33 protein-coding genes are annotated in these 25,433 nt (G+C 33.5%); 3 read left to right on the top strand and 30 right to left on the bottom strand.

The window, feature by feature from the left end; all coding sequences use genetic code 11:
* Nucleotides 1-10: 10 nt before the first annotated feature.
* From AB3K27_RS08990 to AB3K27_RS08905, 18 genes are all read right to left on the bottom strand, one after another.
* Entirely contained in the window at nt 11-556 is a 546-nt protein-coding gene (locus AB3K27_RS08990; protein ID WP_368490853.1) for a putative phage tail protein, read from the bottom strand.
* Complete coding sequence (locus AB3K27_RS08985; protein ID WP_368490852.1) at nt 549-1,634, bottom strand: baseplate J/gp47 family protein; 1,086 nt, start codon at nt 1,632-1,634, stop codon at nt 549-551. Before AB3K27_RS08985 ends, AB3K27_RS08990 begins: the two co-directional genes overlap by 8 nt.
* The gene (locus AB3K27_RS08980) at nt 1,627-2,067 is read right to left on the bottom strand and encodes a DUF2634 domain-containing protein (RefSeq protein ID WP_368490851.1); all 441 of its coding nucleotides are present in this window, start codon (nt 2,065-2,067) and stop codon (nt 1,627-1,629) included. The genes AB3K27_RS08985 and AB3K27_RS08980 overlap by 8 nt, the downstream gene beginning before the upstream one ends.
* Complete coding sequence (locus AB3K27_RS08975; protein WP_368490850.1) at nt 2,064-2,435, bottom strand: DUF2577 domain-containing protein; 372 nt, start codon at nt 2,433-2,435, stop codon at nt 2,064-2,066. Before AB3K27_RS08975 ends, AB3K27_RS08980 begins: the two co-directional genes overlap by 4 nt.
* Nucleotides 2,432-3,442, bottom strand: a complete 1,011-nt coding sequence (locus AB3K27_RS08970) for a terminase (RefSeq protein WP_368490849.1) — start codon at nt 3,440-3,442, stop codon at nt 2,432-2,434. Before AB3K27_RS08970 ends, AB3K27_RS08975 begins: the two co-directional genes overlap by 4 nt.
* Nucleotides 3,439-3,861: a hypothetical protein gene (locus AB3K27_RS08965; protein ID WP_368490848.1), complete on the bottom strand. Its 423-nt coding sequence runs from the start codon at nt 3,859-3,861 to the stop codon at nt 3,439-3,441. The genes AB3K27_RS08970 and AB3K27_RS08965 overlap by 4 nt, the downstream gene beginning before the upstream one ends.
* Before the next feature lie 13 nt (nt 3,862-3,874).
* Complete coding sequence (locus tag AB3K27_RS08960; RefSeq protein ID WP_368490847.1) at nt 3,875-7,186, bottom strand: transglycosylase SLT domain-containing protein; 3,312 nt, start codon at nt 7,184-7,186, stop codon at nt 3,875-3,877.
* A gap of 61 nt (nt 7,187-7,247) precedes the next feature.
* Nucleotides 7,248-7,787, bottom strand: a complete 540-nt coding sequence (locus AB3K27_RS08955) for a DUF4352 domain-containing protein (protein WP_368490846.1) — start codon at nt 7,785-7,787, stop codon at nt 7,248-7,250.
* Nucleotides 7,788-7,881: 94 nt separating this feature from the next.
* Nucleotides 7,882-8,058, bottom strand: coding sequence for a hypothetical protein (locus AB3K27_RS08950; RefSeq protein ID WP_368490845.1), 177 nt, complete (start codon nt 8,056-8,058; stop codon nt 7,882-7,884).
* 5 nt (nt 8,059-8,063) lie between these two features.
* Nucleotides 8,064-8,450, bottom strand: a complete 387-nt coding sequence (locus AB3K27_RS08945) for a hypothetical protein (RefSeq protein WP_368490844.1) — start codon at nt 8,448-8,450, stop codon at nt 8,064-8,066.
* 82 nt (nt 8,451-8,532) lie between these two features.
* Entirely contained in the window at nt 8,533-8,997 is a 465-nt protein-coding gene (locus tag AB3K27_RS08940) for a phage tail tube protein (RefSeq protein WP_368490843.1), read from the bottom strand.
* Nucleotides 8,998-9,009: 12 nt separating this feature from the next.
* A complete protein-coding gene (locus AB3K27_RS08935; protein ID WP_368490842.1) occupies nt 9,010-10,095 on the bottom strand; it encodes a phage tail sheath subtilisin-like domain-containing protein in 1,086 nt (361 codons plus the stop codon).
* Between the two features lie 7 nt (nt 10,096-10,102).
* Nucleotides 10,103-10,555, bottom strand: coding sequence for a DUF6838 family protein (locus AB3K27_RS08930; RefSeq protein ID WP_368490841.1), 453 nt, complete (start codon nt 10,553-10,555; stop codon nt 10,103-10,105).
* Nucleotides 10,556-10,557: 2 nt separating this feature from the next.
* Nucleotides 10,558-11,097, bottom strand: a complete 540-nt coding sequence (locus AB3K27_RS08925) for an HK97 gp10 family phage protein (protein WP_368490840.1) — start codon at nt 11,095-11,097, stop codon at nt 10,558-10,560.
* A gap of 1 nt (nt 11,098) precedes the next feature.
* Nucleotides 11,099-11,422, bottom strand: coding sequence for a DUF3599 family protein (locus tag AB3K27_RS08920; protein ID WP_368490839.1), 324 nt, complete (start codon nt 11,420-11,422; stop codon nt 11,099-11,101).
* 1 nt (nt 11,423) lies between these two features.
* Nucleotides 11,424-11,771 carry a hypothetical protein gene (locus tag AB3K27_RS08915; RefSeq protein WP_368490838.1) on the bottom strand — a complete coding sequence of 116 codons (348 nt, stop codon included), beginning with the start codon at nt 11,769-11,771 and terminating at the stop codon, nt 11,424-11,426.
* Nucleotides 11,772-11,782: 11 nt separating this feature from the next.
* Nucleotides 11,783-12,001, bottom strand: coding sequence for a hypothetical protein (locus AB3K27_RS08910; protein WP_368490837.1), 219 nt, complete (start codon nt 11,999-12,001; stop codon nt 11,783-11,785).
* 18 nt (nt 12,002-12,019) lie between these two features.
* Nucleotides 12,020-12,976 (bottom strand): hypothetical protein, encoded by a 957-nt coding sequence (locus tag AB3K27_RS08905; RefSeq protein ID WP_368490836.1) that lies wholly within the window; start codon nt 12,974-12,976, stop codon nt 12,020-12,022.
* Between the two features lie 432 nt (nt 12,977-13,408).
* Between AB3K27_RS08905 and AB3K27_RS08900 the strand changes: the two genes are divergently transcribed.
* Nucleotides 13,409-14,707, top strand: coding sequence for an IS110 family transposase (locus AB3K27_RS08900; RefSeq protein WP_368487541.1), 1,299 nt, complete (start codon nt 13,409-13,411; stop codon nt 14,705-14,707).
* 172 nt (nt 14,708-14,879) lie between these two features.
* Here the strand turns inward: AB3K27_RS08900 and AB3K27_RS08895 are convergent, their stop codons facing one another.
* From AB3K27_RS08895 to AB3K27_RS08855, 9 genes are all read right to left on the bottom strand, one after another.
* Nucleotides 14,880-15,803 (bottom strand): hypothetical protein, encoded by a 924-nt coding sequence (locus tag AB3K27_RS08895; protein ID WP_368490835.1) that lies wholly within the window; start codon nt 15,801-15,803, stop codon nt 14,880-14,882.
* Entirely contained in the window at nt 15,787-16,251 is a 465-nt protein-coding gene (locus tag AB3K27_RS08890) for an XkdF-like putative serine protease domain-containing protein (RefSeq protein WP_368490834.1), read from the bottom strand. Before AB3K27_RS08890 ends, AB3K27_RS08895 begins: the two co-directional genes overlap by 17 nt.
* Nucleotides 16,252-16,569, bottom strand: a complete 318-nt coding sequence (locus AB3K27_RS08885) for a hypothetical protein (RefSeq protein ID WP_368490833.1) — start codon at nt 16,567-16,569, stop codon at nt 16,252-16,254.
* A gap of 18 nt (nt 16,570-16,587) precedes the next feature.
* Entirely contained in the window at nt 16,588-16,812 is a 225-nt protein-coding gene (locus AB3K27_RS08880; RefSeq protein ID WP_368490832.1) for a hypothetical protein, read from the bottom strand.
* Nucleotides 16,813-16,830: 18 nt separating this feature from the next.
* On the bottom strand, nt 16,831-17,763 hold the full coding sequence (locus AB3K27_RS08875) for a phage minor head protein (RefSeq protein ID WP_368490831.1): 933 nt from the start codon (nt 17,761-17,763) through the stop codon (nt 16,831-16,833).
* The gene (locus AB3K27_RS08870) at nt 17,756-19,297 is read right to left on the bottom strand and encodes a phage portal protein (protein ID WP_368490830.1); all 1,542 of its coding nucleotides are present in this window, start codon (nt 19,295-19,297) and stop codon (nt 17,756-17,758) included. The genes AB3K27_RS08875 and AB3K27_RS08870 overlap by 8 nt, the downstream gene beginning before the upstream one ends.
* On the bottom strand, nt 19,294-20,706 hold the full coding sequence (locus AB3K27_RS08865) for a DEAD/DEAH box helicase family protein (protein ID WP_368490829.1): 1,413 nt from the start codon (nt 20,704-20,706) through the stop codon (nt 19,294-19,296). Before AB3K27_RS08865 ends, AB3K27_RS08870 begins: the two co-directional genes overlap by 4 nt.
* On the bottom strand, nt 20,699-21,616 hold the full coding sequence (locus AB3K27_RS08860) for a DUF1804 family protein (protein WP_368490828.1): 918 nt from the start codon (nt 21,614-21,616) through the stop codon (nt 20,699-20,701). The genes AB3K27_RS08865 and AB3K27_RS08860 overlap by 8 nt, the downstream gene beginning before the upstream one ends.
* A gap of 94 nt (nt 21,617-21,710) precedes the next feature.
* Nucleotides 21,711-22,034, bottom strand: a complete 324-nt coding sequence (locus AB3K27_RS08855) for a hypothetical protein (RefSeq protein WP_368490827.1) — start codon at nt 22,032-22,034, stop codon at nt 21,711-21,713.
* A gap of 270 nt (nt 22,035-22,304) precedes the next feature.
* Between AB3K27_RS08855 and AB3K27_RS08850 the strand changes: the two genes are divergently transcribed.
* On the top strand, nt 22,305-23,576 hold the full coding sequence (locus AB3K27_RS08850; RefSeq protein ID WP_368487573.1) for an IS110 family transposase: 1,272 nt from the start codon (nt 22,305-22,307) through the stop codon (nt 23,574-23,576).
* A 3-nt stretch (nt 23,577-23,579) separates the two neighbouring features.
* Here AB3K27_RS08850 and AB3K27_RS08845 read toward each other — a convergent pair whose 3' ends face one another.
* Nucleotides 23,580-23,738, bottom strand: a complete 159-nt coding sequence (locus AB3K27_RS08845) for a hypothetical protein (RefSeq protein ID WP_368490826.1) — start codon at nt 23,736-23,738, stop codon at nt 23,580-23,582.
* A 203-nt stretch (nt 23,739-23,941) separates the two neighbouring features.
* On the opposite strand from AB3K27_RS08845, the gene AB3K27_RS08840 reads away from it, so the two are divergent.
* Nucleotides 23,942-24,646 carry a hypothetical protein gene (locus tag AB3K27_RS08840; protein ID WP_368490825.1) on the top strand — a complete coding sequence of 235 codons (705 nt, stop codon included), beginning with the start codon at nt 23,942-23,944 and terminating at the stop codon, nt 24,644-24,646.
* 42 nt (nt 24,647-24,688) lie between these two features.
* Here the strand turns inward: AB3K27_RS08840 and AB3K27_RS08835 are convergent, their stop codons facing one another.
* Nucleotides 24,689-24,856: a hypothetical protein gene (locus AB3K27_RS08835; protein ID WP_368490824.1), complete on the bottom strand. Its 168-nt coding sequence runs from the start codon at nt 24,854-24,856 to the stop codon at nt 24,689-24,691.
* 45 nt (nt 24,857-24,901) lie between these two features.
* Nucleotides 24,902-25,054, bottom strand: a complete 153-nt coding sequence (locus tag AB3K27_RS08830) for a hypothetical protein (RefSeq protein ID WP_368490823.1) — start codon at nt 25,052-25,054, stop codon at nt 24,902-24,904.
* Nucleotides 25,055-25,433: the final 379 nt, after the last annotated feature.

Genomic DNA, 25,433 nt, shown 5'->3' with positions numbered 1-25,433 from the left:
ATTCACTCCCCTATCCTTTATAAGCTTCAAATTCATCCCATGTTAGGTTTAATGCATCCCATTGATCGAAAGTTTTATTATAATTATCAAATTCATTCCAAGTCATATAGATATAAATATAATCTAACAATAAGTAAGCAGGCTTTATCTCGTTAACTGCGTTTTTTAAATCCTGCATGTTAGAAGGTACCCCATAAACATTAACAAAAGCAATATGAATAATACCATCAAAAGTAACTTCCACATCACCATTTGAAAAAGAATCACACACAAGTTTTATAAGTGCAGCATTTAATTTTCCTGTACCTCTGGAGTTGGATTTTATTACACTTCTTCTATAATCTAAGGCTTTTGTATAATCCGTAATTATACCTAGTTCTCTTTCATATATATCTAAGGCCCATGTTGCAGTATCTATATTTAATTGAGCCTTTATATCATCAATATTGCCGTACATATTGTTAAATTCAGTATCTTCGCTGTTTAATACTTCATCAAATATCTTAGTATCTGCAGGCATTTGAGGTAAATAACTTTTCAACGCAGTATTACTCATTTATTGCCACCGTCCCCAATATTGGAGTTTCACATAAAGTTTTTGTTAATGATATTGGAATGTTTGTTGTTCCTCCATTTACAGTTAAATTAGAATAGTCCAGCACTCCTTTACTGTCAAGTATTGCCACACCAATTTTAGCATAGGAAACTACGGCATCATCTACAAATGCCAAAGTCTTTAAATATTCAGTTATACTTGCCTGAACATTGGCAAGCCTTTGTTCATCCGTATAATTTGTGTCTTTCACAATTGTAAAACTTACATTTATAGTTTTGGCTGCAGCTCCTTCAACTGTTGTATAGCAAAATGCCGGTGCTTCTCTATATCCTAGTCCCCAATTCTCACCTAATGGGTCCATGTAATTTTGTACTGCATTTACAAATTCTTCAGAGGGAACTTGCTTGTTTGCATCTATAATTACAAGCTTTACGGTATTATTTCCATTCCAAGTTGGATAAACTTTAACATCTCCAACACCGGGATATTCTTTAACCAGGTTTTGAAAATGAGCTATATTGCTTCCTGTGTCCGGATTTTGTAATTTTTCATAATATCTTTCAAGTAAATGGGCATCACTTTCAGCATCAAAACCTCCTTGAGTTGCTGAAGAATTTATAACGCTGATTACGCCACTTATAGCTACAGGCATAATGGTTATTTGGTTGGCCGGTATATTTCCACTACTTCCCGGTATTACAGCTTGTATTTCAATTGTTCCACTCTCAGTTATAGTTTTGAATTCCAGTGATTTAAACTGTATTGCATTAGGTGTTTGAAATAAGTCCCCCTCAGCTATAGTTGCAGTTCCTGTTATATCTAAAATTCCCGTTGCATATTTGGCAGGATTTTTGGTTTGACCTGTCCTCTGTTTTATTCTTAATTCCAATTCATCACCACTAACTTTGCTTAGATCAAACTTGTCAACTATACTATCTAATTCAGTAGAGGCTTTTGCAAACTCTTTGCTTGCAGCAACTACACTGTCATATACAAGATAACCTTCTGTTTTATCTACACTGTCAGATATATTCCCTAACATTCTGCTTTTTATAGTTTCTTCCGATTCACTATACATCCATATCCACCTCCCCCTGATCTGTAAGAGCCGTAAAGCTAATTGTTAAAGTGTCTCCATCATATGTGGTGCTAAAATTTTCTATGCCTGTTATATGAGGATTTAAACTTATGCATTCCCATACAATCCTCCTGGCTTCACTTTCAATTAATCCACTGCTAAACCCCTGGCCTATTAAACTATCCAAATCATGACCGTAATTATCAGAGTAAATACTATATCTCATTTTTACAGTGTGTAGAGCCTTCCACATCCATACCTTAAGAGCTTCCTTTCCTTCCACTATAACAAATTTACCATCTTTAAGAAGAAAATCATTATTTTCAAAGTCCCATGCATATTCTCTGGGTATTGCAAGTATACTTGAAGAATCTTCAATACTTTGATTTATCACATCATCTATATTTACATCCAATGCAGGTAATATACTCATAAGCTTACCACCTTGCATAATACAATATATTTTTGTCCATCAGAGGTAGCTAGACAGGCTACCATATCGCCGGCTTTAAGGCCATCTGTAAAGTTCAATTCTGCATCAGGTATCCCTATAGATGTTATGCTGCCATCTGTCGTAGACCCTGTAGCACTTGTGGGAGGTATCTTTATCTTCCTTTTATAACTGCTCAGTAAAAAATCTGATACCAGGAGTTTTTTTTTAGTAAGTGGCGTATCATTTATTTGGATTGTCAAAGGGTTAGGAGTTACTACCTTTCCAATATCAATAGAAGGGGGATTATAAGCCGCCCCCTGTCTTCTCATTTTTAAAAGTATATCATTGTAAGGGTTCCTTATATTCATGCTGCTTCATCCACCTCCACCAGTTTCATTTTAGTTTGAAAATTTAGAGTTAAATCCATTGTGTACTTGCCAGTTCCAACTTCCCAAGTATGACTATCGGCATCTATACACATTACAGTATCAATCAGATTATATACATAGGGTATTTGCACTTTAACCCCCCAACCAGTTGTACATCTGGTATCACCAATAAGATTTACAGCCACAGTTTCATCTACGCCATGCAGCATATTTGTTGCTGTGGTAATAGGGTCCTTATCATCATCAGGAGCAGAATACACATCTTGAAGTATTCCGTAGGCTTTTATCCAATCACGCTGCCATGCAGTACCCACATATTCACCCTTGCTGTTATATACATTCACCTTATTTATCATATTGCTTATGGAATCGGAATAAGTTGTTTTTCCTAAATTCAGTTCAGGTTTTATAACAAAATTATCGATAGGTACACCCATGTTCATTATTTCAAGGACATCTCTATTCATAAATGGATAAAAGTTATACCTTCCACCGTTGAAATGCCATACCTTTGTATAGGCCATCATTACGGTATCATAAAATGTTTTCTCCATTGCTAATAAATCTATTTTCAGTCCTGTAACCCCTATATCCCCACAAAATACTCCTGCTTCCCCACAAATTACTCTTGTTATTTCTTCAGGTGTTATATTAGTAAAGTTGTGGCTGCTCTTAGACTTTGTAAGGTATATCATACAGTCAAAAGCTACAAATTTAAGTTCCTGAGTATCAGAATCTATCTCCCTGTCAAATACATGCCCCCTGAAAATTTCTTTTTCATCCTCTACCATCCAGATTAAAGTACCTGGACCTATCTGTACATTAGGCTGGTTTTTATCCCATATGCCATAAGCCATAGTAATTTCAAGCTTTCTTGCTATGGAATCTTTATCCCCACTCCATACAATGGTTTTACAGAAGTTAGTTATTTTTGTGTGTATAAGCCCTTGACTAGGGCTGTTATAAAGAGAATATAAATTAATCATTTCAACACCCTGTATTCTTTTAATTGTAGTGTATAATAAATATCCCCTGTCCCGTCCTTTTCACCAAATTGAAAAGACTCAATAGAACAGAGGATATTTACTAAGGTTTTTGTAATTATAAAACGAACTGGTTTACCGGATAATCTCATTTTCTGAATTGTTACTACACAATCTGCCGGAGCAGGGAAATCTTTATATTGGCAATAAGTATTGTATCTATAAGGGAAAAAGCTTTCTATAGGGGTTATTTCAGTTAGTTTTGGCTTTCCCAGAAAACTTACCTCTCCCATTCCTTCAACTAAAAAAGAGCTGTTATTATTAGCCCAATTAAGATTGTAATTCCCAGGAGGTACAGGGAGATGAATATAATTGGAAGGAATATCATCCTGCTTTAACCAAAATTCCATATTTCTATCCATTTTGCAAACCTCCTTATATATTCATTTCTGCAATAGTAAGTTTTTTAGCTATGGCTGTAGCTATCTTGTCTATGTCACTATCTTCTCTTATTACAAGCTTATCTGCGAGCTTTTGAATTATCACCTGAATACCATTATTCTTTTTATCATAATTTCGTGCTTCATTAGCCGTCAGCACCCTTTCATCCTCATGTAAAAGCGCAGGAAAGTTATCTTTTGGCACCCTTGTAAGTCCTACGGCATAGCCTTTATAGTTTCCGGAGAACAAATTGGGTATGTTCATTACGTTACCATATCTTTTCTTTATATACCTTATTGCACTGGCGGCATTGGCAACCGGATTCGCTATATCACTTAGTCCAGGAAACATATTTTCCATAAATGTACTCTTTAGCATCTGCATAAGTCCAGTCGCATGTTCTCCTCCAACACTTATACTGTTATAAGCCAAAGGGTTTCCACCGGATTCTCTTTTAACTAATTGCAATAATCCTGGAAGCCATGACATTGGCGTTCCTGTAATAGCTAATGCGGCACTTAACCATCCGGATACATTTCCACCTACGTTGGATATCGCACCACTTATTTTATTTTGAAAAAAAGCTAAAGCATCTTTGGAGCTTAAACCATTTATAAAACCTTGTATTACATTTGCACCTATGCTAAATAACTTTCTTGAAGGACTGCGTATGTCAAAGCCATCTGGTCCCGTAAAAGCATTTATAACTTTTTGAGTTAATTCGTGGACTATGGCAACCAAATTATTTTCACTTGATTTTATTCCTAACCCTAATTGTTGAACTACCTGTTGTCCATAAGTTAAGCTTTGAGTAGATAAATCTTTATATACAGTTTTCACCCCTGTAGCCATATTAGTTGTAGGGTTAGTTACAAGTTTCGTATTATTTTGTATCCCATTCCCGAATGTCTTTAACATATCCACTGAATAAGTATCAAAATCGGCAAGAGGCCCCTTGTCTGGTGAAGTGAAATGAATTAATTCCCTTATTTTTGAAGCCATAAAAGTAGTGGCATCTGTTACGGTTTTAGTGTTTTGTCTTATTCCTTTTGCCATACCTTCTGGTATATCCTGACCCCATTTAGCAACTTCGGGAGCCATAGACTTATTATGATTCCACATACCAGAAGTAATATCCTTATTAGGGAATTGCATATTTTTTAATATATTATTCGATTCTCTATTGCTGTGTATTTTACTACCTGCTGGAAGATCTACTATTTCATCTCCATTTTCATTTATATATGTGAGGCCACCTTCAAAATAAGAGGTTCCTAAAGCATTTTTCCTGGTTACATACTTCCATAAATCCGTAGAATTACTTGATGATTTATCAGAAGATTTTAGAGTTCCCGCTGAAGTTAATCCTGGTACGCCTAATTTTGATAAATCGGTAGCCGATGTATTTGTAGTCTCTTCTTTTTTACCTCTTAATTTATTAAACCAATCATAAACATCTTTTATAGCACTGGCTATTTTATTGAATAAATCTATAATCCAACCTAAAATCGGAGCTATAAAATCATATATTCCTTTTATTACTGGTGCAACTTTTCCTATAACATCTAAGGCTACTCCTACCACTTTCGCTATAACATCAAAAGCTACGCTTACTACTTTTTGGATTCCTGGCATAGCTTCTTTAAATTTTCCCCATAAATCTTGAACTATGGGAATAATATTCACTTTTATTGTATTCCAAAATTTTTCTAAATGTGGTTTTATACTGTTGAAGGATTTAATAAAAGAATTTGCTATAGGAGGTAAATACTTTGCTATAACACCAGCCACCGCTGATATCGCCGGAATTACATATTCTTTAGCAATATTGCCTAAAAATTTAAAAGCAGGCAAAACCACTGTTTGAACTATTTTAGATAAAGATTTGAACGCTGGTTCTCCTACAGATTTTATTATTTTAGATATAGAATTAAAAGCAGGCGTTAAAGCCGTTCCTATTTTGCCACCTATTTTTATAACATTTTGACCGAATTTAGTAAATTTATCAGAATTTTTATCAAGTAAATTTGCAAGAGGTGTAAGAATTTTATTTATAACAGGCAAAAAAGCTTTGCCGAAATTTGCACCTATGGTTTCTAAGTTTCCTGTTACAGTACTCCATTTTCCAGCAGTAGAATTACTTAATTCTTTTGCTCCACCTGCAAAAACTTTTCCTATATTACCCTCAGAACCTGTTTGTTGTTTGAAATAACTGTCAACACCTCCTGCTTTATTAATATCGTCTTGGGATATTTTAAAACCAAATTCTTTCATTCTTTCAGTTTCACCAGTTTTTAAATCTGCAAGGGCTTCCATAGCATCCATAACGGATTTTCCTGGATTAAGTGCTGCCATATTTTCAGAAAGTTTTACTAAATCCATACCAGCTTTGGTATCCCCTGAAGTTATATTCACGGCTCTACGTCCTGCTGCTATAACTTCGCTGGTTCCAAATGGGGTGATATTTGCCTCTGTCCTAAGTTGTGAAATATACGAATCAGTCATTTTCTGAACATCTGCTTGACTAGAACTTTGATTATTGTAACCTATAAAATGTTTCATAGCTATTTGTTCTTGCTCTAAATTAGAAGCTGCACCTATAGTAGCTTTTCCTACCGCATTCGTTGCCATTGTGGCTGCTAAAGTTTTTATACTAAATAAATTATCCTTAATCTTAGATATTACTGTTGAAGTTTCATCTTTAGCTTTAATGGCTATTGTCACAGGTAATTTTGCTAAGCTCAGCAATTCGCTTTTAACCTTAGATACAACTCCTACTGTTTTATTTACTGCACTAATAGATAATAAAGTAGATTTTATACTAGCCATATCACCTTTAACTTTAGAAATAACTTCTTTAGTCTTATTAGTGGCGTTGATTGGAATATTTAATGGATGTGTTACTACTTCTTTAATGTTATTTTTTAATTCACCTATTTTACTGTTAGCTAAAGCAGTATCCATGTCTATTCTTTTTCCTGATACCATATCAATAACTTCAGCTGTAGAATTAACTGAATTTTTTACTTCATTAATCTTATTAATGGTATTATCAACATTTATATCTACCTTCTTTTTAGACATAAGGTCTATAACATTGTTAGCAGATGAAATATTTTCCGTAACACTCTTAATTTCGTTAATAGCATTAGTTGTATCTATATTTATATTTTTCTTTGTCATCATATCAATGACATTATTGGCCACTTTCGCACTTTCCGTAAGTTTATTAACAGCTTCTATAGGTTCAACTATTTGAGAACTCATAGTATCCTCTAATACGATTCTAGCTCTTATCTCTGCCAATCTCCCACCTCCTTGTGGGCATAAGAAAAAGAACCAGATGAGTGGTTCTCTCTTAAACACATTAATTTAAATTAACAATTACTTGTCCACCTGAAATTAATGAACTATCGAATACTAAGTCAAGTCCTGTTTTGTTCTGAGGTACTTCAACTATGTACTCTCCAGTTATTTTCCTACCCGGTGCTACGTCTCCATCTAATTGTCCATTCCCGTCTGTCGTAATAGTCTGCTCATAAGATCTCCCATCTTTGTCTTCAACTCTAAACATCATTACAGATGATACAGTTTGTTGCTGGTTTGAAATATTTTCTATAGTACAATCTACATATAAAAATTCATTTCCTTGCTTTGGTTGAAATATATCATCCCCTTGAGAAGTCCTAACACTATTAACTGTTACTTTATAATCATTCAATTGCACAACGTCGCCAACCTTAAATGTTTTTGCTTGTGAGTTTTGAGTTTGATCGCTTTTTGTTTGGGTACTTTGAACATCTGATTTACTTTCTCCTACTTTCGACGGTTGACTTTCGCTTGAGCACCCTACGAAAATAATCGATATGAATAGTACTCCTATAACAACTGATATTTTTTTAAACATAATTTAATCCCCCTTAATTCATATTTTATCAACAATATTGTAACAAAAAATATATATCTTGTCCAATTTTATGACAAAATTCCTTATAGAGGGATTATATGATAACTGCTGGGAAAACAGGAACTTTATTATTCAACATTCGCCTCCTTTCCTCACTCTTTTCTTCTATTTCGTAATCATGAAAGGCTCTTAATACAATCTTATCTCCCTCCGATGCATTCCAAAACTCAGATGGTAAAGTAATATGCTTGGCTTTCCATAGCTCATACATAAGAGTTACTTCGCCACCTGAGTTGATGAGTTTTTTATTTCTTTTATTGCATCAGTTCCAAAACCACTCAAATCGCTTATAACTTTAACCAAGGAAGTGATTTCTCCAGGTAAAAATATTGCATCTATTGCTTCTGCCGCTGTAACCGCACCATAATATTCAATTACTTGTTGGTTAGTAAAATCGGGATCTATAACCCCTTTTATAACCATATCTTCATTAGGTGTCTTGGTACCATCCAATTCTTTAAATTCGTCAGCGGTAAGTGCTTGACAAGTAACAGTAAAAGGCTCTCCTAATATTTCAGAAAGCCTTTTTATTTCAACCTCTTGCTCAGGTCTAGTTAATTTGTTCTTATCTACCTTTAACAATAAATCTATTTTATTACTCATATTTTATTCCTCCTAATAATTTTATTTTTTATATTTTAAAGCAATAAAAAAAGCAACCGTAAATCTAACTCTATGATTGCTTTTATGTTGTTGAAGTTATTGTACTTGGGTCAATAGTGTCTAGTAGCTCATAATCTTCAAAAGTAAAAGGTACTGATTCAGTTCCCATTTTGTTGGCTCCCCAGTCTGCTAGTGTCAATTCATCAAACTTCACCCCTGACAGCTTAACTCTTTCAGTACCACCATTGCCCGGGTCGCTTATTTTGCTAATTATAGTACATACAGTTTCAATTCCATTCTTCATATTATCAGCCATAAGCAACATCATTCTGGAACTAACTTTATTTAAAGTAAGGGTGCCACTGCCATCCCAACCAACATGCTTATATTTTTTTGAATTTGTACCACACATAGGCACTTCTACTTTATTTACTTTACACTTGGCTTGAAGGGCTGTAGCTTCTGCAACTTGTGAATCATCCAAAAACACGCTGCCATTGTTTCCATACATTGTCTTTTCTTCATTGTAATTTCCCGTATTTGCCATATACTACACCTCCTATACTGCAATATTTAGAGAAACATCTTCCATGCTATCCAATATAGTTGTACCTGCGCCTATAAATACTTTATCTCCTGTATTAGCTTCCTTGATTTCCTGCGTAGTCATATCATCAACTGTTCTACCGTCAGGCATTTTATAGTTAGCACTTTTTAAATAGGCTGATTGCGCTTTTAAATCAATATAAACACTGCTGGAGCCTTTTGCTAAAAGTCCCGATATTTCTAATTGCTCAAAATAAACACTTATAGCACTCATAAGTAAAACTTTGTGGTCATAGTCATTAGTAACTTTACCTATATACTTATCACTTACAGTTTTCTTTATATCTCCATACATAAGGTCCATAATATCTACTATTTTAATTTTCTTGAATTTGTTGCCTTTATTCTCTGTAGTAGTTACCAGGCTATTTACAGCTCTTACAACTTTAACTTTTTCGCCATCATTCATTAGAATGAATTTACCTGCATCAACCGCAGCATCCATTTCAGCCTTAGTTAAATGGTCGCAATCGTCCAACTCATTTAACGGTGCAAAAGTGGCGCTAATAGTAAGTGGTGTTCCTGCTATTAACCCTGCTGCTCTGGAACAGTACTCTTTTGCTGTATAAGTCTTATCCCCTTCTTTATTGTTGTTATTGGCATAATTAATTACTCCCTCATGGTCAGATGGACAATTTGGAAGTATTGCCTTAACTTTTTTATCTATATTATCTCTTAAACCTTTAATCCATGCAGCAAAAGGTGTAACATCTGCATCTGCTATTTCAGGGAAAGCAAAATAGTCCCATTTAATAGTCTCCAGATAGTGCTGTGCTTCTGTATAATCTGTAGTATCTGTTGCCACTACATAAGCTATAACCTGCTTAGGTGGATTTACATATCCCATAAAAGCTAGGGTTATCTGATTTTTATTGGCATCCGTAAGTGTATCAGGAATATCTGATACAGCACTCATTACTATTGGATTGGTAGATGGGACCGTATCTTTTAAAAGTAAAACTACTATGCCCCGATCACCACGTTCAATAGTACTTGTTGCCAACTCTTTAAATACTATATTAATACTTGGTGCTCCCATCAATTTTTCACTCCTTTATATTAAAATTGATTTCTCCCATAAGCTGGGCATTTTGTGCTTGTTCATGTTCCTGTCTAGTACCATAAGTTATGTTAAATATTAGTTGCAAGAATATATCCTTGTCTCCTGTGTAATCCACATTTGTCTTTTCTAAATGGGCAAACCTAGTGCCAAACTTAATACCCATAGCAGTCATAAAAGTATGCTTTAAGGTATTAATAATTCCTGACTGATCTGATTTACTTATAATGTTGTAGTAATCATCAAGAGGGCTAAAATATACTATTTGAATAATTGCATTGGTGTTATAAGTCCAGCGATTCATTGGTGTATCCAAATCCGAAATCCTATAAATAAAAAAAGAGGGTCTTTTAAAGTCCTCTCCTATGTCATCTATATATATTGGATAAGAATTTTTACTTGCTATAACAGCAGCTACAGCACTTATTAAATCATCCAATGTCAATCACCTGCTTTATTAAATAGCTTGTTTAACCAGTTATCTAATTCTTGTATAATTTTAGGTTCTGCATTTTGCAATCCTTTTTCCATGAAATGTCTTCCTAAAATATATTGTGGGTGGGTTTTAAATCCTTTTACCCTACTATCAGTTATTGGTAATTTTATAGTCTCGTTTATATAGCTGGTGGAACCAACCTTACTTTCTACTGTAGTATTTATATTTAGTTTTCTCCATGCCTTTCCACCATTTGCTTGTAATGATGTCTTAGGTATAAATCTTGAATCTAGCATATGACCATCATTAACCCATTTAGCATATTTGACATTAGTACCCACTTCTGCGGTATTCTCATCTATAAGTTGTGTATTTATTGAGGCTCTCAACCTTCCTGTATCCACAGGAACAAAGTGTTTTATTTCTCTTTCAGCCATTAACCCTATTTTAGTCAGTTCTTTCTTTTTTTCTACTTTAAATTCTTCATTGACTAACTTTAACAATTCTTGTTTAAATTCATCTAATCCATCTACGTCAAAACCCATATTACACCTCCTGCTTAAAGGTTATATCTGCTTCAATGTGGTGTCCATTGCAAGGATATACATTATTTACAATATATTTAGTATTGCCAACTGTAACAACATCACCTGTCTTTATATCGGCATTTATTAAAGTGTACAGACGTAAGGATTGGGTAAATACAGCTTGGGGAGAAGACTGAATAACATTTCCATTTGCTCGTCCTATTTTGCAGACATATGGACCTAATGTCTGGGCTTTGGGCTCAACAATGTGAGTTACAGGATTAGTATCAGTTGAAGTTCTGGAAACTGTGAAACTTCGATTAAACATTCCCATTAAAGACATTTTATATCACCTGACATCTTATAGAATTGCTTTTACTAATTGGCTCTGGATTTCCGAAGAATCCATCTAACTTTTTAAGTATCTGTTCATACGCCTTGGAATTGACCTTATAGGAATAATCACCATTAGATTCACTTTCTTTACTGCTGTCATTCAAAAGTACATTGACTATTTCTGCATTGACGACTTTAACTGTAGATGGAATTGGTTCAGTAAATTCTTTGCCACAGTAGTTATCGATTATTTCCTTACCTGTATCAATCAAAAGTTTCAATGCTGTATCACTCTTTAACACCATATGATCATTTGCCACTATATCTTTCAATTCCTCTAAGGTTATATAATCCATTATCGAACACCTTACTTCCCTGGTTTTTCTTCTGTATTATTTCCTGGATTCTGATTTTCTCCCGAATCATTATCAGGTGCCTCTTTCACTTCTTTGAAATATCCTGATTCAAGAAGTACTTTCCCTAATTTATTACTTACCTCCTGAATTTTTGTATTTTTGTCTCTATAATCAAAGACGTGAGAAGGAGCATGATAAATACAATTTTTAATTAATTCCACTTTTATCATATTCTCCACCTCCAAATATTAAGCTGCTGCAATTTGCGGAATATTATTTACACTCACAACAGCATCTTTTTCAAGTATTATAGTGTCCATATTTAGATGCAATGCATAAAATCTCATATCTCTATATACTGCTTCCTTGCCCTCAACAGTTTTTCTTAGGTTTATATCATAGGTATTTACTATAGTAAAGTTTGAAGGATCTGCAAGTATTATCTTGTTATCAGGGAAGTTTGGAACTATCCTCCATTCAACATTTAATGGGTTTATGTTAGCTCCATTAAGTATAGCCATATCCCCTGCAGCTGTATTTCTTTTCTTTAAATATTCAATCCACCTTATATACATGTCATTGTTGGCAATCCATCTATATTTCTCTTTATTAAAGTATTTGGATGGTAAAGCCCTCAATGCACCTGTAAATATGCTATCTGTAAAATCTGCTCCTATAGTAGTTGCATCAAGTATATGTGCTCCTGTCCCTAGTTGTTTTACTATGCCATCATCAATTACAAGGAAGTCATGATCGGGATTAGCTACATCTACTGCAGTGTCTCCATTGAAAGCTAAATCAAGCATATCCACTTTAACCTGGGTTGCTATCATTCCCATAAAAGTAGTTTCAAATCCTTCCTGCTCAATATTTTCTCTTAAAAATTTTTCTGATATTTCAGCACCAAGTACTACATCAGTACAACTGTAAGGCACTGAACCCAAAATTGGGTCTACACCTTTTCCAGAGAGGGTATCAGTTGCCTCTACCTGCTGTCTCAAAAGTCTTCTACCAATTCCTAGTTTTTCAATAGTACCTTTTGTAGCTCTTCTTGTCTGATGAGAAAGTTCCCCTAAAAAAGAGCTATCATCAAATACCATTTTTAAAAAAGCCCTTGACTGTTCGGGGTTCAGCATCCCTGTAGTTTTACCTGCGGCTGTTACTGCTGCTTTATTTATTATTTGTTCATTACTTAAACCTGACATGTTAAATTCCTCCTCGTATAATATAGTTGTACCAATCAATAGAGATTAGATCATCTCTACTAACGGATATTTATAAATATAAATTAATTATTGTTCGTACATCTCAAGTTCCGTTCTGGAAATTGCAATATCCTTTAGTAAGTCTAAAAATAATAAGAGTGTATCTTCCACAAGGGTAACTTGATTAATAGTTAAATCATTGTATAATATCTTCTGAATAGAGGTTAGATGTATTCCTCCTGGGAGGACTCCTTCGGAGTTCCTATACCCGTGAAAAAGCGTATCATTCCATCAGTGAGATTAGATGTTTAGCTGGTTGAGTTTCTTCCCTTGCGGAAGAATTACTCGTGTCACAAACGAGGTTGTTAGCTCACTGTTAGGTATGGATACTCTGTTCTATCTTCAAAAATATATGAAAAGGAGATATTTACAATGTCAAAATTTTTTAATTTACCTGTAGTAGGTATCGATGTTTCTGCTGATTATTCTATGGTTGCAATACTAGCCCCTGATGGAGCAGTTTATAGAAAGGCTTTCAAGATAATGCACACTTCTGATGGTTTCTCTTATCTTCTCAAAGAAATGAGAAAAGTGGAAAAAGAGTTCTCCATGAAACCATCACTTTTCATGGAATCAACTGGTGTTTACCATTTAACTCTTTTCCACTTCCTAAAGAATAACGAATTAGAAACTTTCGTTATAAATCCTCTTATTACTAATAGTAACAAAAATTTAGGAATAAGAAAAGTGAAAAATGATAAAATGGATGCCTTAACTATTGCAAACATAGCAAAATTTCAAAATATAAAAATGTCTGATTATTTAGATATCCCAATATTTGCTGTAAGATCACTTTGTCGTGATTACTACAGCCTTATAGATAACCGTTCCCAGTTCAAGAAAAAGTTATCTTCTGATCTTAGAACGTTTTTTCCTGGATATCATAATGTTTTTTCTGACGTAGCTGGTGTTACTTCATTAGCAGTTTTAAGTAAATTTTCATCCCCTAAAGCAATTGTTGATGCACCAAAAGATGATTTAATTGCTTTACTAAAGGAAAATTCTTGTAAATCAATTGACTGGTGTACAAACACATATAACAAACTTTTAAACGCTGCACTAAGTGCTGTACAAATAGGAATAACCAATAATTCCTTTAAAGTAACTATAGGCATAAATATAAAGCTTTTAAACATCATTAATGAACAAATTGAAACTCTAGTAAATGAAATAGAATCAGCAGTTAAAAATGACTCAACACCTGCTTCATTTAAGAACAACATAGCATTGCTTCTTTCTTTCAAAGGTATAGGCTTTATTACAGCTGTAACCATAATGAGTGAAATAGGCGATCCTACAAGGTTCAAGCATCCAAAAGAAATGGTTGCTTTCTTTGGAATTGACCCTTCAGTTAGTCAATCCGGGAAATTTAATAGTGACCAAAATAAAATGTCCAAGCGTGGTACACGCTTTGGTAGAAGAGCACTTTATGCTGCTGCTCTTGCATCAATAAGAAAATCCAAAACTGGTAAACCAATTAACAGTGTTCTTTACCAGTATCGCAATAAAAACTTAAATGGTAAGAAGAAGAAAGTTGCTCTTTGTGCAATTATGCACAAACTTGTAAAGTACATATTTGCAGTTCTTAGAGATCAAAAGCCTTATGAAATTCGTGAACCAAAACTGCACAACCAAATGTATGTTACTAATTTTTCAAGATCAGTTTCTTAACCACTTAGACAAATTAATTATGGTCCAAATTGGATAAATTATTTCCAATTTAGTTTTAGTAAAAATTTGCCATAGTTCGTATTTTTTTATGGTTTGTTTGCCATGCTCTTTTTTGCTCTTAAATTTAGTAAATAAATTTTTTAAATTAACTATTGACTTTTACTAGCTGGTCTTATATATCTAATCCTGCAAATACATTTTCTTTTTTAACCGTAATTTCATCACTACCGGACTCTGCCTGTTTTGATATACCCCTTGATTTTTCAACAGCTTCAATTCTTTCATTCACTGGCTTTAGTGCATCCTCTATAACTGCCTTTATTATCTCAGATGTATCTTCTGTATCTTCTTTTTTAGTAGATGTCGCTGCTGCATTTAACGCCTTACCACAGCTTGAACAAAACTTATCTTCTGGTTTTACTGCTGCCTTACAACTTGGACATGTAGTAGAATCCTCCTTTTCAATTTTATCCAATCTTTCAGTAATAGGTTTCAAGCTCTCATTTAAAGCTGATTTCATTATTTCAGTTACATCCTCTTTTTTCACTTCTCCATCTCCCCCTTCTGTTTCTGTAGATACTTCATCTACTACTAATTGAAGTGCTGTTATGGCACCTTTAATATTATCAAGCCTCGCTGTGGATATTTTTTTTCCTGCTTTTTCAATAGGCTCACCTTTTAATTGATCTGCACATTTTTTAATGCCAACTTGATCCAATTGATTCAATACATAATTTTTAAAAGAATCAATCTGTGTACCTATTTGGCTTTTTTTATCTGTTATAGTATCATCAGCCAATATATTGTACATGACTGTCCTTAAAGTCCATCTAGCATTATCGAGGTTATCTGATACGTCTTGTGCAGCTATAGCTCCAGCAAAATCTGTCGGTGGCTTTGGCTTATCAGCCTTTTGCACTATATTTTTTCCTGTAAAAAATGATTTTACCACATTAAAAAAGCCCTTAACCTCATCATTTGAATCATTGGTTTCAGGCATATAATCGTCACTTTTATAAATCTGTATTTTCTGTTTATTAGCTCCCTTTTTTACAAGAGATATAAAGTTAATATCCATATCAGTCATTCTCGGCACTTCCTTCACCTCCTTCTTTAGGCTTTACATAAACGGCAGTACCACCAATACTAAAACCTGTTATATCTCCTTTTAGAACTTGCTGCCATGTCGAATCATCTGTAACTTCCACTGCAGCACACCAGTCATCAGCTTTAGCATTTATATCAGGAATATCCGTTTTAGCTATATAATTTTCTACTACAAAACCATAGCCGCCTTTTTCATTATGGCTCTTGTCAACTCCCGCCTTAGCTATAGACTGAGTTAAAGCCAACTTTTTACTCAAAGTATGACATGCCTTTTTTACATCTTCTACGGTTGCCCAATCCCCTTGGGTATCAACATAATCCTCTGGAGTGCCATCTTCCTTGAATACTTTTGATGGTCTATATACGACCCCTTCAACTATATGATTTTGCTCATCTACTTTAGCTATTTTTACTTCGAAGTTTTTAGCTGGCATCATTTACCACCTCATTTTACTATTATCTTTTACAAGCTGTTCACACATTCTTATTGCTACTTCCTTTGTAATCTCTTCTAAGGAAAAATCCTTTATATTTTTTTCCTGTAATATAGGCACCTCATCCATAGTTATATCTACCTCCTCAGGTATCAATTTCAACTCTATAGATGGTATTATGCCTGCTCCTCCTACAATTTTTACTCCTTTCACCCTATCTGATATATCAAGATCACCGATAATAACCTTAGGATGCATTGCACCATCCTTTAAAGATAGATTAATTGCTATTTTCTCATCACAATTTTTAAACAAATCCACTAGTATATTCCCACCTTTCTAAAATATTTTATAGAATATAATGTAAGCCAAAACACTTGCTATTAAACTCATATATCCAATAAGAAACAGTATACTTCCTATAGCTTGTAAATCCTCTGTAACCTCATCATATACCTTATTCGTTAACCTTTGGAAGTTTTTCTTTGAAAACCCCCAATAAAATATATGTCCTATGGCTATAACAACACAACTTAATATAAAGAAAAAAATAATTACTCCCACTCATTTTCCTCCTTCCTACTAATCTAAACTTTCACCTTGAAATATTGGTACCATAGTACATCTGCAATGAATCACTTCTTTCGCCGAAGCACCTAATGAACTGTCCCCAGGAAACATAAGCTTATACCCACCAACATTAAAAGGTTCATCTAATTTCTTCTTTTGCCCATTAGCTGCCGCATGGTCTGGCCTTGTCCTACCGTCATGAGATGAAAGCCATTGTTTACCTATTACAAAATCACTCTGGTTATAGCTTTCAAATTCTCCAGCATTACTTGCTGCTATGGTTTCAGTTCGCGCTACTCTTATAGCTCTGTTCCTATCAAATGCAGGTAATTTATCAAGTCTATCGGCCAACTCATCTATAGTCTCTCCTGCTTCATATCCTTCTTTTATAGCATTTACTACAGCATCATGCGTTGTCCTTTGTACTTCTGGAGAAAATTTAATTACATGATTTTCAACCCACGCTGCAGAATTTTTATTAAATAACTTTTCATCAAAATATGAAGGCTTTTTATCTCCATATTCCCAATCAGGATCTTGAATTTTTATCTTTGCTTTAAAAGTTTCAGCTAAATTCTTTAAACATTTTTCACTTAATTCCTTGATATATTTTTCTATTAAAGGTTGAACCTTATCTTTTAGTTCATTTATATACTCATTACTACTATCACCAGAAAACAAAAGAGATTCTATTTCCCTTTCTATATCTTCATATACTTCAGAATCTTTCAAAGAACTCTTTATTTTGGATATATAATTACCTTTTTGTTTATTAAAGAAAATCATCATTGCTTTTTCAACATCTCTGGCAAACTGTTCTGCATCCTTTATCCATATTTTATTACCATTAACCTTTGCAAAATAATCATTTGTATCAGTGTCAAGTTTAGCTATAGCTTTTTTTAATCCATTTGAAAATGCCAATAGCACGTCACTCTTACTCATCTTTTAAAGCTCCTTCTACTGATATTTGAATATCTTTTAAAGCCTCAAGTATTTTATTTTCATCTGATTTCTGAACAGCATTTTGCAATTGTTGGGCTTGTTTTTGCAAATCCAGCTGCTTTAATGTTATTTGCAGTGGTTGATTAGCCCAATCACCCTCAAACTGATCAAATTCTTTTCCTAGAAGTTGTCCCATTTCATCCAGAACCATATTGGGAGTTGCTGCACCACATGTTATATAAGGATATAAAGCCCTTGCTATTTCTCCGTTATCTGTTATTCTCGGAGATTTAAAAATCATTGAAACATTTTTAATTTCTAGTTTTAATTTTAAAAGATTGTTAAGCTTAAATCCTAAATCTTCTCTTTCAGGTTGAAATACCTGTTCTTCTGTAAGCTGTCTTGCAGTATCTGCTGTAGCCCTGCTATAATCCTGACTTTCACCTGTATAAATAGGTGGCAGCCTATAAGCTGACCGTATATTAGTCCTGTTATTTTTACAATACTCTTGAAACAGTGCATCGTCTTGAAGTATTTCTGCCAATTTCTCAAATCTTATAGTAACTTTGTTAGCCTTTTCTTCTGTCCCTACTAATCCATCACCATCTTTAAATCCTTCAGCTTCAAGTATTAAATACCCATGCTGTGCATTCTCGCCCTTTGAATCTTTAAGCATATCTATAGATGTTTGTGTCAATTGACCATTTTCAACTACTACAGCTAAAGGTATATGTCTGCCATTATCAAAGTAATTATAGTTGAGTTCCTGAGCCTTTCTGGTGCCTTCAATATTTAATATATTTCCTAAATATCTAGGTAATCCATACTCTGTATAAGGACAGTAAATATTGAAAAACATTATCGAGGTTGCTTTTCTTTCTTCTAGAATATCCTTGCCATATTCACCAGTATTGCAATCCATATCTCGTGGGTCCCCAAATTCTTTGAAATAAACGGTATTGATTCCTCTTATCTGGACGAACTTTCTAAACTTCTTTTTCCTCTTTATAGTCACTTCTTTTCCGTCTTCATCAGTTATAATTACATCAATATCAACCAAAGTATCTTCTCTTTTGCAGATTCTTACAGTATGCCCTGGTATATGTTCAAATCCTGCAGGATTACCTAATACATCTGGTATAACTTCAATAGCTCCCCATCCAAGCTTCTCCCTATCATCAATAACCTTCTTCATGATTTCAACAAAGGATTCATCAAAATTACAATACTTAAAGAAATTGTCATATTTATTCCACTCTAAATCCAATACTTTCTTGATTGCTTCATCCGATTTATCATAATCAATATCATATTTAAAACTATATCCAAAACCTACTATATTAGTTTTATAAGCATCAATGCACTGCTGTAGTATATCACTTTGCTCTGGTAGTCTTATTAGAAGTTCAGGATCATAGAGTGGAGCTATAACCCCATTGTTATACAGCCCTGTAAAAGGATCTTTGTCTATCTGTCTACTTTGCCCTAATGCATCATTTACAACTATTTTTTTTACTACCACCCTATTATTCATATTTTACCGGCTCTACCCCCTCTCCTTCTTTCATTAGCATTTTCTCTCACTGGCAAACAAGCAAGTGTAACTGTATCTGCCCTATCGGGACTTTTCAATCCCCTGTCTTTCATTTCTTTTTTAGATTCAAGTCTTATTTTCCCACTAGAATGATAAATATATTTTCTGCAGGATAGCTGACCTACTAGATCATCATCATTTGGAAGTATGAGTTCACACTTTCTTCCTTCTGAAGTATCAATTAAATCTCTTATTACACTCCAGAGATACGTTGTTATATCATAGTAAAATTTATGGTGTATAGATTGAGCCATATTAACCGGATATACTTCTATCCAACTGATATTCTTATCTCTTATTACTTCCCTAACTCTATCAGTTACTCCACCGCCTAGACCTGTATCATCAATTTTTACTTTTATCTTGCCTCCATGCATAAAGAATCCAGGATACTTTTCTTTTAAACTGGTACATGAAAAAAGAACATCACCTGATGTTCTCATAAGATCCTGTCCTCTTCTGATTTTTAATGGCAAAATTTTATTATTCACCTTATGAGCTATTACAGTATCATCATCTCCGAATCTAGCAACATCCACACCTATATCAATGCTTTGTATTTCACATTCAATATACTCTGTCATTATGGACTGTTCTATAAACTCAAGAGGTATAAATACATCATCCTCTTGCTTAGGAAAATCTCCATCAACCCTCACTCTTACAACATTGGAATCTTCCCCATACTTTCTGATAAGTGATTTTATGTTATTCTTATTGGTCCTTTTGACATCTCTTGCATTAACTTTAATAGTATAATAATCAATTTTATCTTTATAAAAAGCATCATGGAATACTCCAGTCGTCTTTGTCGGATTGCCCAAAAGAAGTAATCTATTATCTTCATGGCCTAATGTACCAAGTATCGCCTCCAATATTTTATCTTCTACACCAGAAGCTTCATCAACAACAAAGAGCATATATTGTTCATGATAACCCTGCATATTTTCAGGTCTTGTAGCAGTTTTAGCAGTTGCATACCATACAGCTTCATAACCACTCATTTCTACTCTGGTTTTCTTCCATATAATTTTCCCATCAAGTATAGTCCCCGTGAGCCATTTACTTATTTCTGCCCAAAGTACATCATGCAATTGTTGTTTGGTAGGAGCTGTGGCAATTATTCGTGAATAAGGATGCATAGCTATATACCAAATCATCAAGCATGCAGTTAAAGCACTTTTCCCAACGCCCTGTCCAGAACGTATGGCTGTCTTAAGATTATCCCTAACGCTTTCTGCAGCTTTGCCCTGCCAAGTATCAGGAGAAAAGTTGAGTATGTCCTCAAAGAAGCCTATAGGATCATCATAATAGGTGTCAACTACATTTGCCCAAAAATTATTATCCATTTTCAGTATCATTCCGTTTACTCATTTTTTTAAGCACTGCATCAGCTAAAGCATTTTGTTTATCCTTATCAGGATTTTTAACCTTCTCAATCTCAACCCTAAGTTTTTCCCCTTGGAGTTTCTTATACTCTAATTCAAGTTTTGTCTTCTCTTCATCGGATAACAGATTACTCAATTTAGATAAAATCTCCATAGCTTTCATCTTATCAGCAAGCTTGAACTTAATTCCGTCTTTTCCTTCTGATACTTCTGTTATTATACTGGTATCTAAATCTACACTATCTTTCAAGTCAACATAGCTGTATTCATTTATTTTTTGTTCTCCAGTGTTAGGATCTATAACAGGAATATACTTGCCATCCTTGTCTTTGGTCCATTGAGGTACTTTTTTCTTTCCAAATTCAAGATAATCACCTATATCTGAAAAGGCAATATCTTTATATTGTTGAATTAGTCCTCTTTTAAGAAATTCCTTATTTAACTCAGCCTCTAAAAGTTTATTGATTTGCTCTTTTACCTTAACATTTCTTAACAATCTATTACCACATATCATTGCTGTTTCATAAGTGCATTTATACACCTTTTGATATGCTTTAGTAGCGTTTTGCCTCTTAGCATATATAACACAAAAAAGCCTTTGTTTATCAGTAAGTTCAGGATTATTTAAAACTTCTTGAACTTCCTCAAAAACAGGCTCTTTTTCTTCTACTGCAACTTCTTTTTCGGTTGCAACCTTTTTATTTTGGTTTTTTGTTTTGGTTGCAACCTTTTTCCATGGTTGCCCATTATCTTTATCTCTTTTAGCCCAACTTTTTATAGTTCCCTGACTTATATTAAATTTATCTGCCAACTGCTTAAAAGTATATTTTCCAGTTTCATATTCTTTTCTTACGGTTTCCTTATCTGCCATCTCTACATTGTCACCACCTGCCTATTCGTTTTGTTTTGGATTTAATACAATAAAGATATCTAAGTATCAAGACCTAACGTGTTAATATATTAAATCAATGATTTTTTCGCTCTATTTTAAATATAGTTTCTAATTCCTTAAACTGTAATTGTGCATGATCTGTAAATATATTCCTTGATTTAGAAAGTATTGGGTATGCATCTTTGCATAATTCTTCAAAACTTTTCTGGGTAACCTTACAAAAACTAAAAAAGAACTTTAGCATTATAACAAACTTTTTTAACTTACTATTTTTAGTATTTTTATATTTAGCTAAAAAGGTGTATATATTACATTGAACTAATCCATACATATTTCTTGATAGATTAATTCTATTTATTATCTTCATAATAACATTCATTCCTTTCGCTGTGCTCAAGGCACAAAAATTAATGAAAGAGTGATTAAAATTACCAATTACTGTGAATAATATAGACAAGTATACAGGTGTACTACAGAGCACGGCGGGGTGAGTGTGATTGCACTTCACTGTAATCCGTATAATAACATGTGCCGATTACTCTTTTAAGTACAAATAAGTGTGCCCTAGGGCACGTAAGTTAATCTTTGTTTAAACAAAGACCGTTTAAAAGTATGAGTATTCAGTCAACACCTGTGTACTTTATTTTTTTATTTGTAGGTGATATAAATGTTAAAAATCGTTTATCCTATTTGTTGCGGTATTGATGTTCACAAAAAATTTGTAGTTGCAACTGTAACATCAACCAATGAGAATAACATCACTACCTATGCAACCAAACAATTCAGTACTTACTCAAAGAATCTTTTCCATTTAAAAGAGTGGTTATCTGAGCATAACTGTAAAGAAGTTTGTATGGAAAGCACCGGAAAGTACTGGATACCTATCTATAACATACTTGAAGATTCCTGTAATATTACTCTGGCTAACCCAAAGTACGTTAAAAACATTCCCGGCAAAAAAACTGATAAAAAAGATTCTCTATGGCTTGCAGACTTACATAAGCATGGATTAGTTAAAGGAAGTTTTATTCCTCCAAAGGCCATAAGAGAACTACGAGACCTTATGCGCTATCGCTTTAAACTTACAAATTTCCGTTCAAGTGAGAAAAACAGATTCCAAAATTCATTAACAGTTTCAAATATCATGATTTCAAGCGTAGTATCAGATACCTTTGGTAAATCATCATCAGCTATAATTAAATATGCCATGGAGCATCCTGATAAATTAGATATAGACTATACTCAATTTCTACACAAGAGTATGTTATCTAAGGCTGACGAAATTAAGATTGCTATGCAAGGAAGCATCTCTAAAAATCAAACAGCAAAGATGTCTGTATGCTTGAATCATTATGATTATATTAACAATTGTATTTCTCAACTTGATACTGCCATTTCATTAATTTCAAGTGAATTTAAGTCACAAATTGAGCTTATTGCTTCTGCCCCTGGGATAACTACACAATCTGCTACAACTATAATTTCTGAAATTGGAGTGGATATGTCAGTCTTTCCAGATGCTAAACATCTGTGTTCTTGGGCAGGTCTTACACCACAAAATAATGAAAGTGCTGGCAAAAAGAAAAGTGTTCGTATAAGCCGTGCCGGAGCTTATTTAAAGCCAATACTTATTCAGTGTGCTAATGCAGCAATAAAAAACAAGTCCTGCCCATACTTTAAATATCGTTATGAAAGTATAAAGAAAAGACGTGGGCACAAAAGAGCAATTATTGCTATAGCAAGAATGCTTTTAACCTGTATTTATAATATGCTTTTAAAAAATGAAGCCTTTGATAATTCTATTTATGAAAAATATCTAAAAAGAGAAAACACTTCTCGACATTTTCAACCTGATATAGATAGAATTATTTTATTTCTTCAAGCTCAAGGCTTTGAAGTAACAAAAGTAAGTCAAGAGATATCACCGAAAATAAGTTGATTTTTAATTATAAATAATATAAGTCTCTTTTTTTGACCTCATTTTAATAGGTCTTTTTGTCATGTTCAAAAACACCTGAATTTCTTTCAAGTTAATCTCTAATAATTGATTCGTACCTACAATTACAGCTATTATTACGCTAATAAGTTTTAGTGTTGCCATTAATATCATCTCCTTTTGTATAATATTTCTACAAAAATAGCAAATATCCTTCATAATTTATCCACATTATTTCTATATTTTAGAGGAATATCAATATTTTATGTTGAATATTATATTAAAAGGAGGTAATATAACATTATTTTTACAAAAGTAAGCAAATATAGTCTACTTACAATATTTTGAAATACAAAGGAGGTCTTTATATGGCCATAACTCCAGTTTCTCCGACTATCAGCGTACCTATAGTTTCAGAAGCAGTAAATATTGATATCGCTCCAACAAGTCAATTTGGTCAAGCCTATGATGTTGCAAGGATTACCACCATAATAAGATTAAAAAATCCTCTGGAAAGTTCTCGAAAGTTTTTATTGCCGAAATCTGATGAATTGTGGTCACCGAAAATGACAACAGAAAATGGTGCTGAATTACAGTATACTCTTGATGGTATAGATAGTGGAGCATTGGAAAAATTAAAGCAACAATATAAGGCTGCTTCTGATCAGTACTTACAGAATCCTGCTATTGACAATAGAAGCATACTTCAAGAATTAGTCAATAAAATTTACGAATTATCACAATATACGACTTCACAGGATATACCTGCTGGAACAAAATTAATCAAATTTTCATTTACAAAACCAATAAATAAAGATAATACTGGTTTATTTGTATTAGAAAATTTAGTACCAATGGCTTCATTCTCTATGCAAAATGGTAGCAAAATTCATGCTATAATTGCTATGCCTTTTGATCCTCCTGTAGCTCCTAGTAACGTTACAGGAACTTGGAGTCAAAATGCTCCTAATTCAGCGTCTCAGGCAATTAAACAAGATAATATTGAAAACAGAACATTTTTGCATGCTTTTTGGCAACAAGATCCATTGCTTACAATTAAATATCATTACTAAAGTAAAGCAGGACATTTGTACTGTCCTGCTTTACTTATCTAGTTATTTGTGAATCTCAATTATAGTAGCAGAACCATTATTTATCACATCTATCAAGTTAGGTATTAATATATAATAAGGACTATTATCACTCACTTCATAAATATTAGCTTCTTTTCTTCTTTTTAATTCCTTTATTAATTTTTTAGTAGGTATTGATTCTAAATTCATTTTATATCCACCTCTCTTTTATATATTTATGTATAATATTTATTTCTACCTTAAAACACCCTTGACCCTCCTGTAGCACTCATGCCTCATCAATTTTTCTACATCATAAAAGGAGAGGTATTCGCCTCTCCTGGATTTACCTTTATTTAATTTTTTATCTTGGTTAAGCTTTTCTTTCAGGATTTCTCTTATCTTCATACCTCTCACTTCCCTTAACCTATTATTTTATGCTCTATTTCTACAAATTATCCACAAGTTATACACATTATCCACAATATTCAAATAATTTGACTTTTTCCAACAAAAATAAGCACCCTAGATGACGGGTGCTTATTTCTTACATTATTTTTAAAGGAGACTATTATTTAGTATACGAACTTCTGGCGGTTGCATTTTAAGTTTAAAGTGCCCTGCAACCACAGACACTGGCTTAAATTTATATGTCGTGGGATACTAATTTTAAGCCATTTACAATATTTATTATATACGGTATTTGTTACAAATTAATGTCCTATGTAATAACTATTTGTAAACAATATACAAAATAAGCACTGATTTAACAGTGCCTACCTTCTGA

The sequence above is a fragment of the Clostridium sp. BJN0013 genome (genome assembly GCF_040939125.1).
GTDB lineage: Bacteria > Bacillota > Clostridia > Clostridiales > Clostridiaceae > Clostridium_B.
The sequence above is the reverse complement of the archived record's forward strand: the minus strand, read 5'-3'. Positions and strand labels throughout refer to the sequence as shown.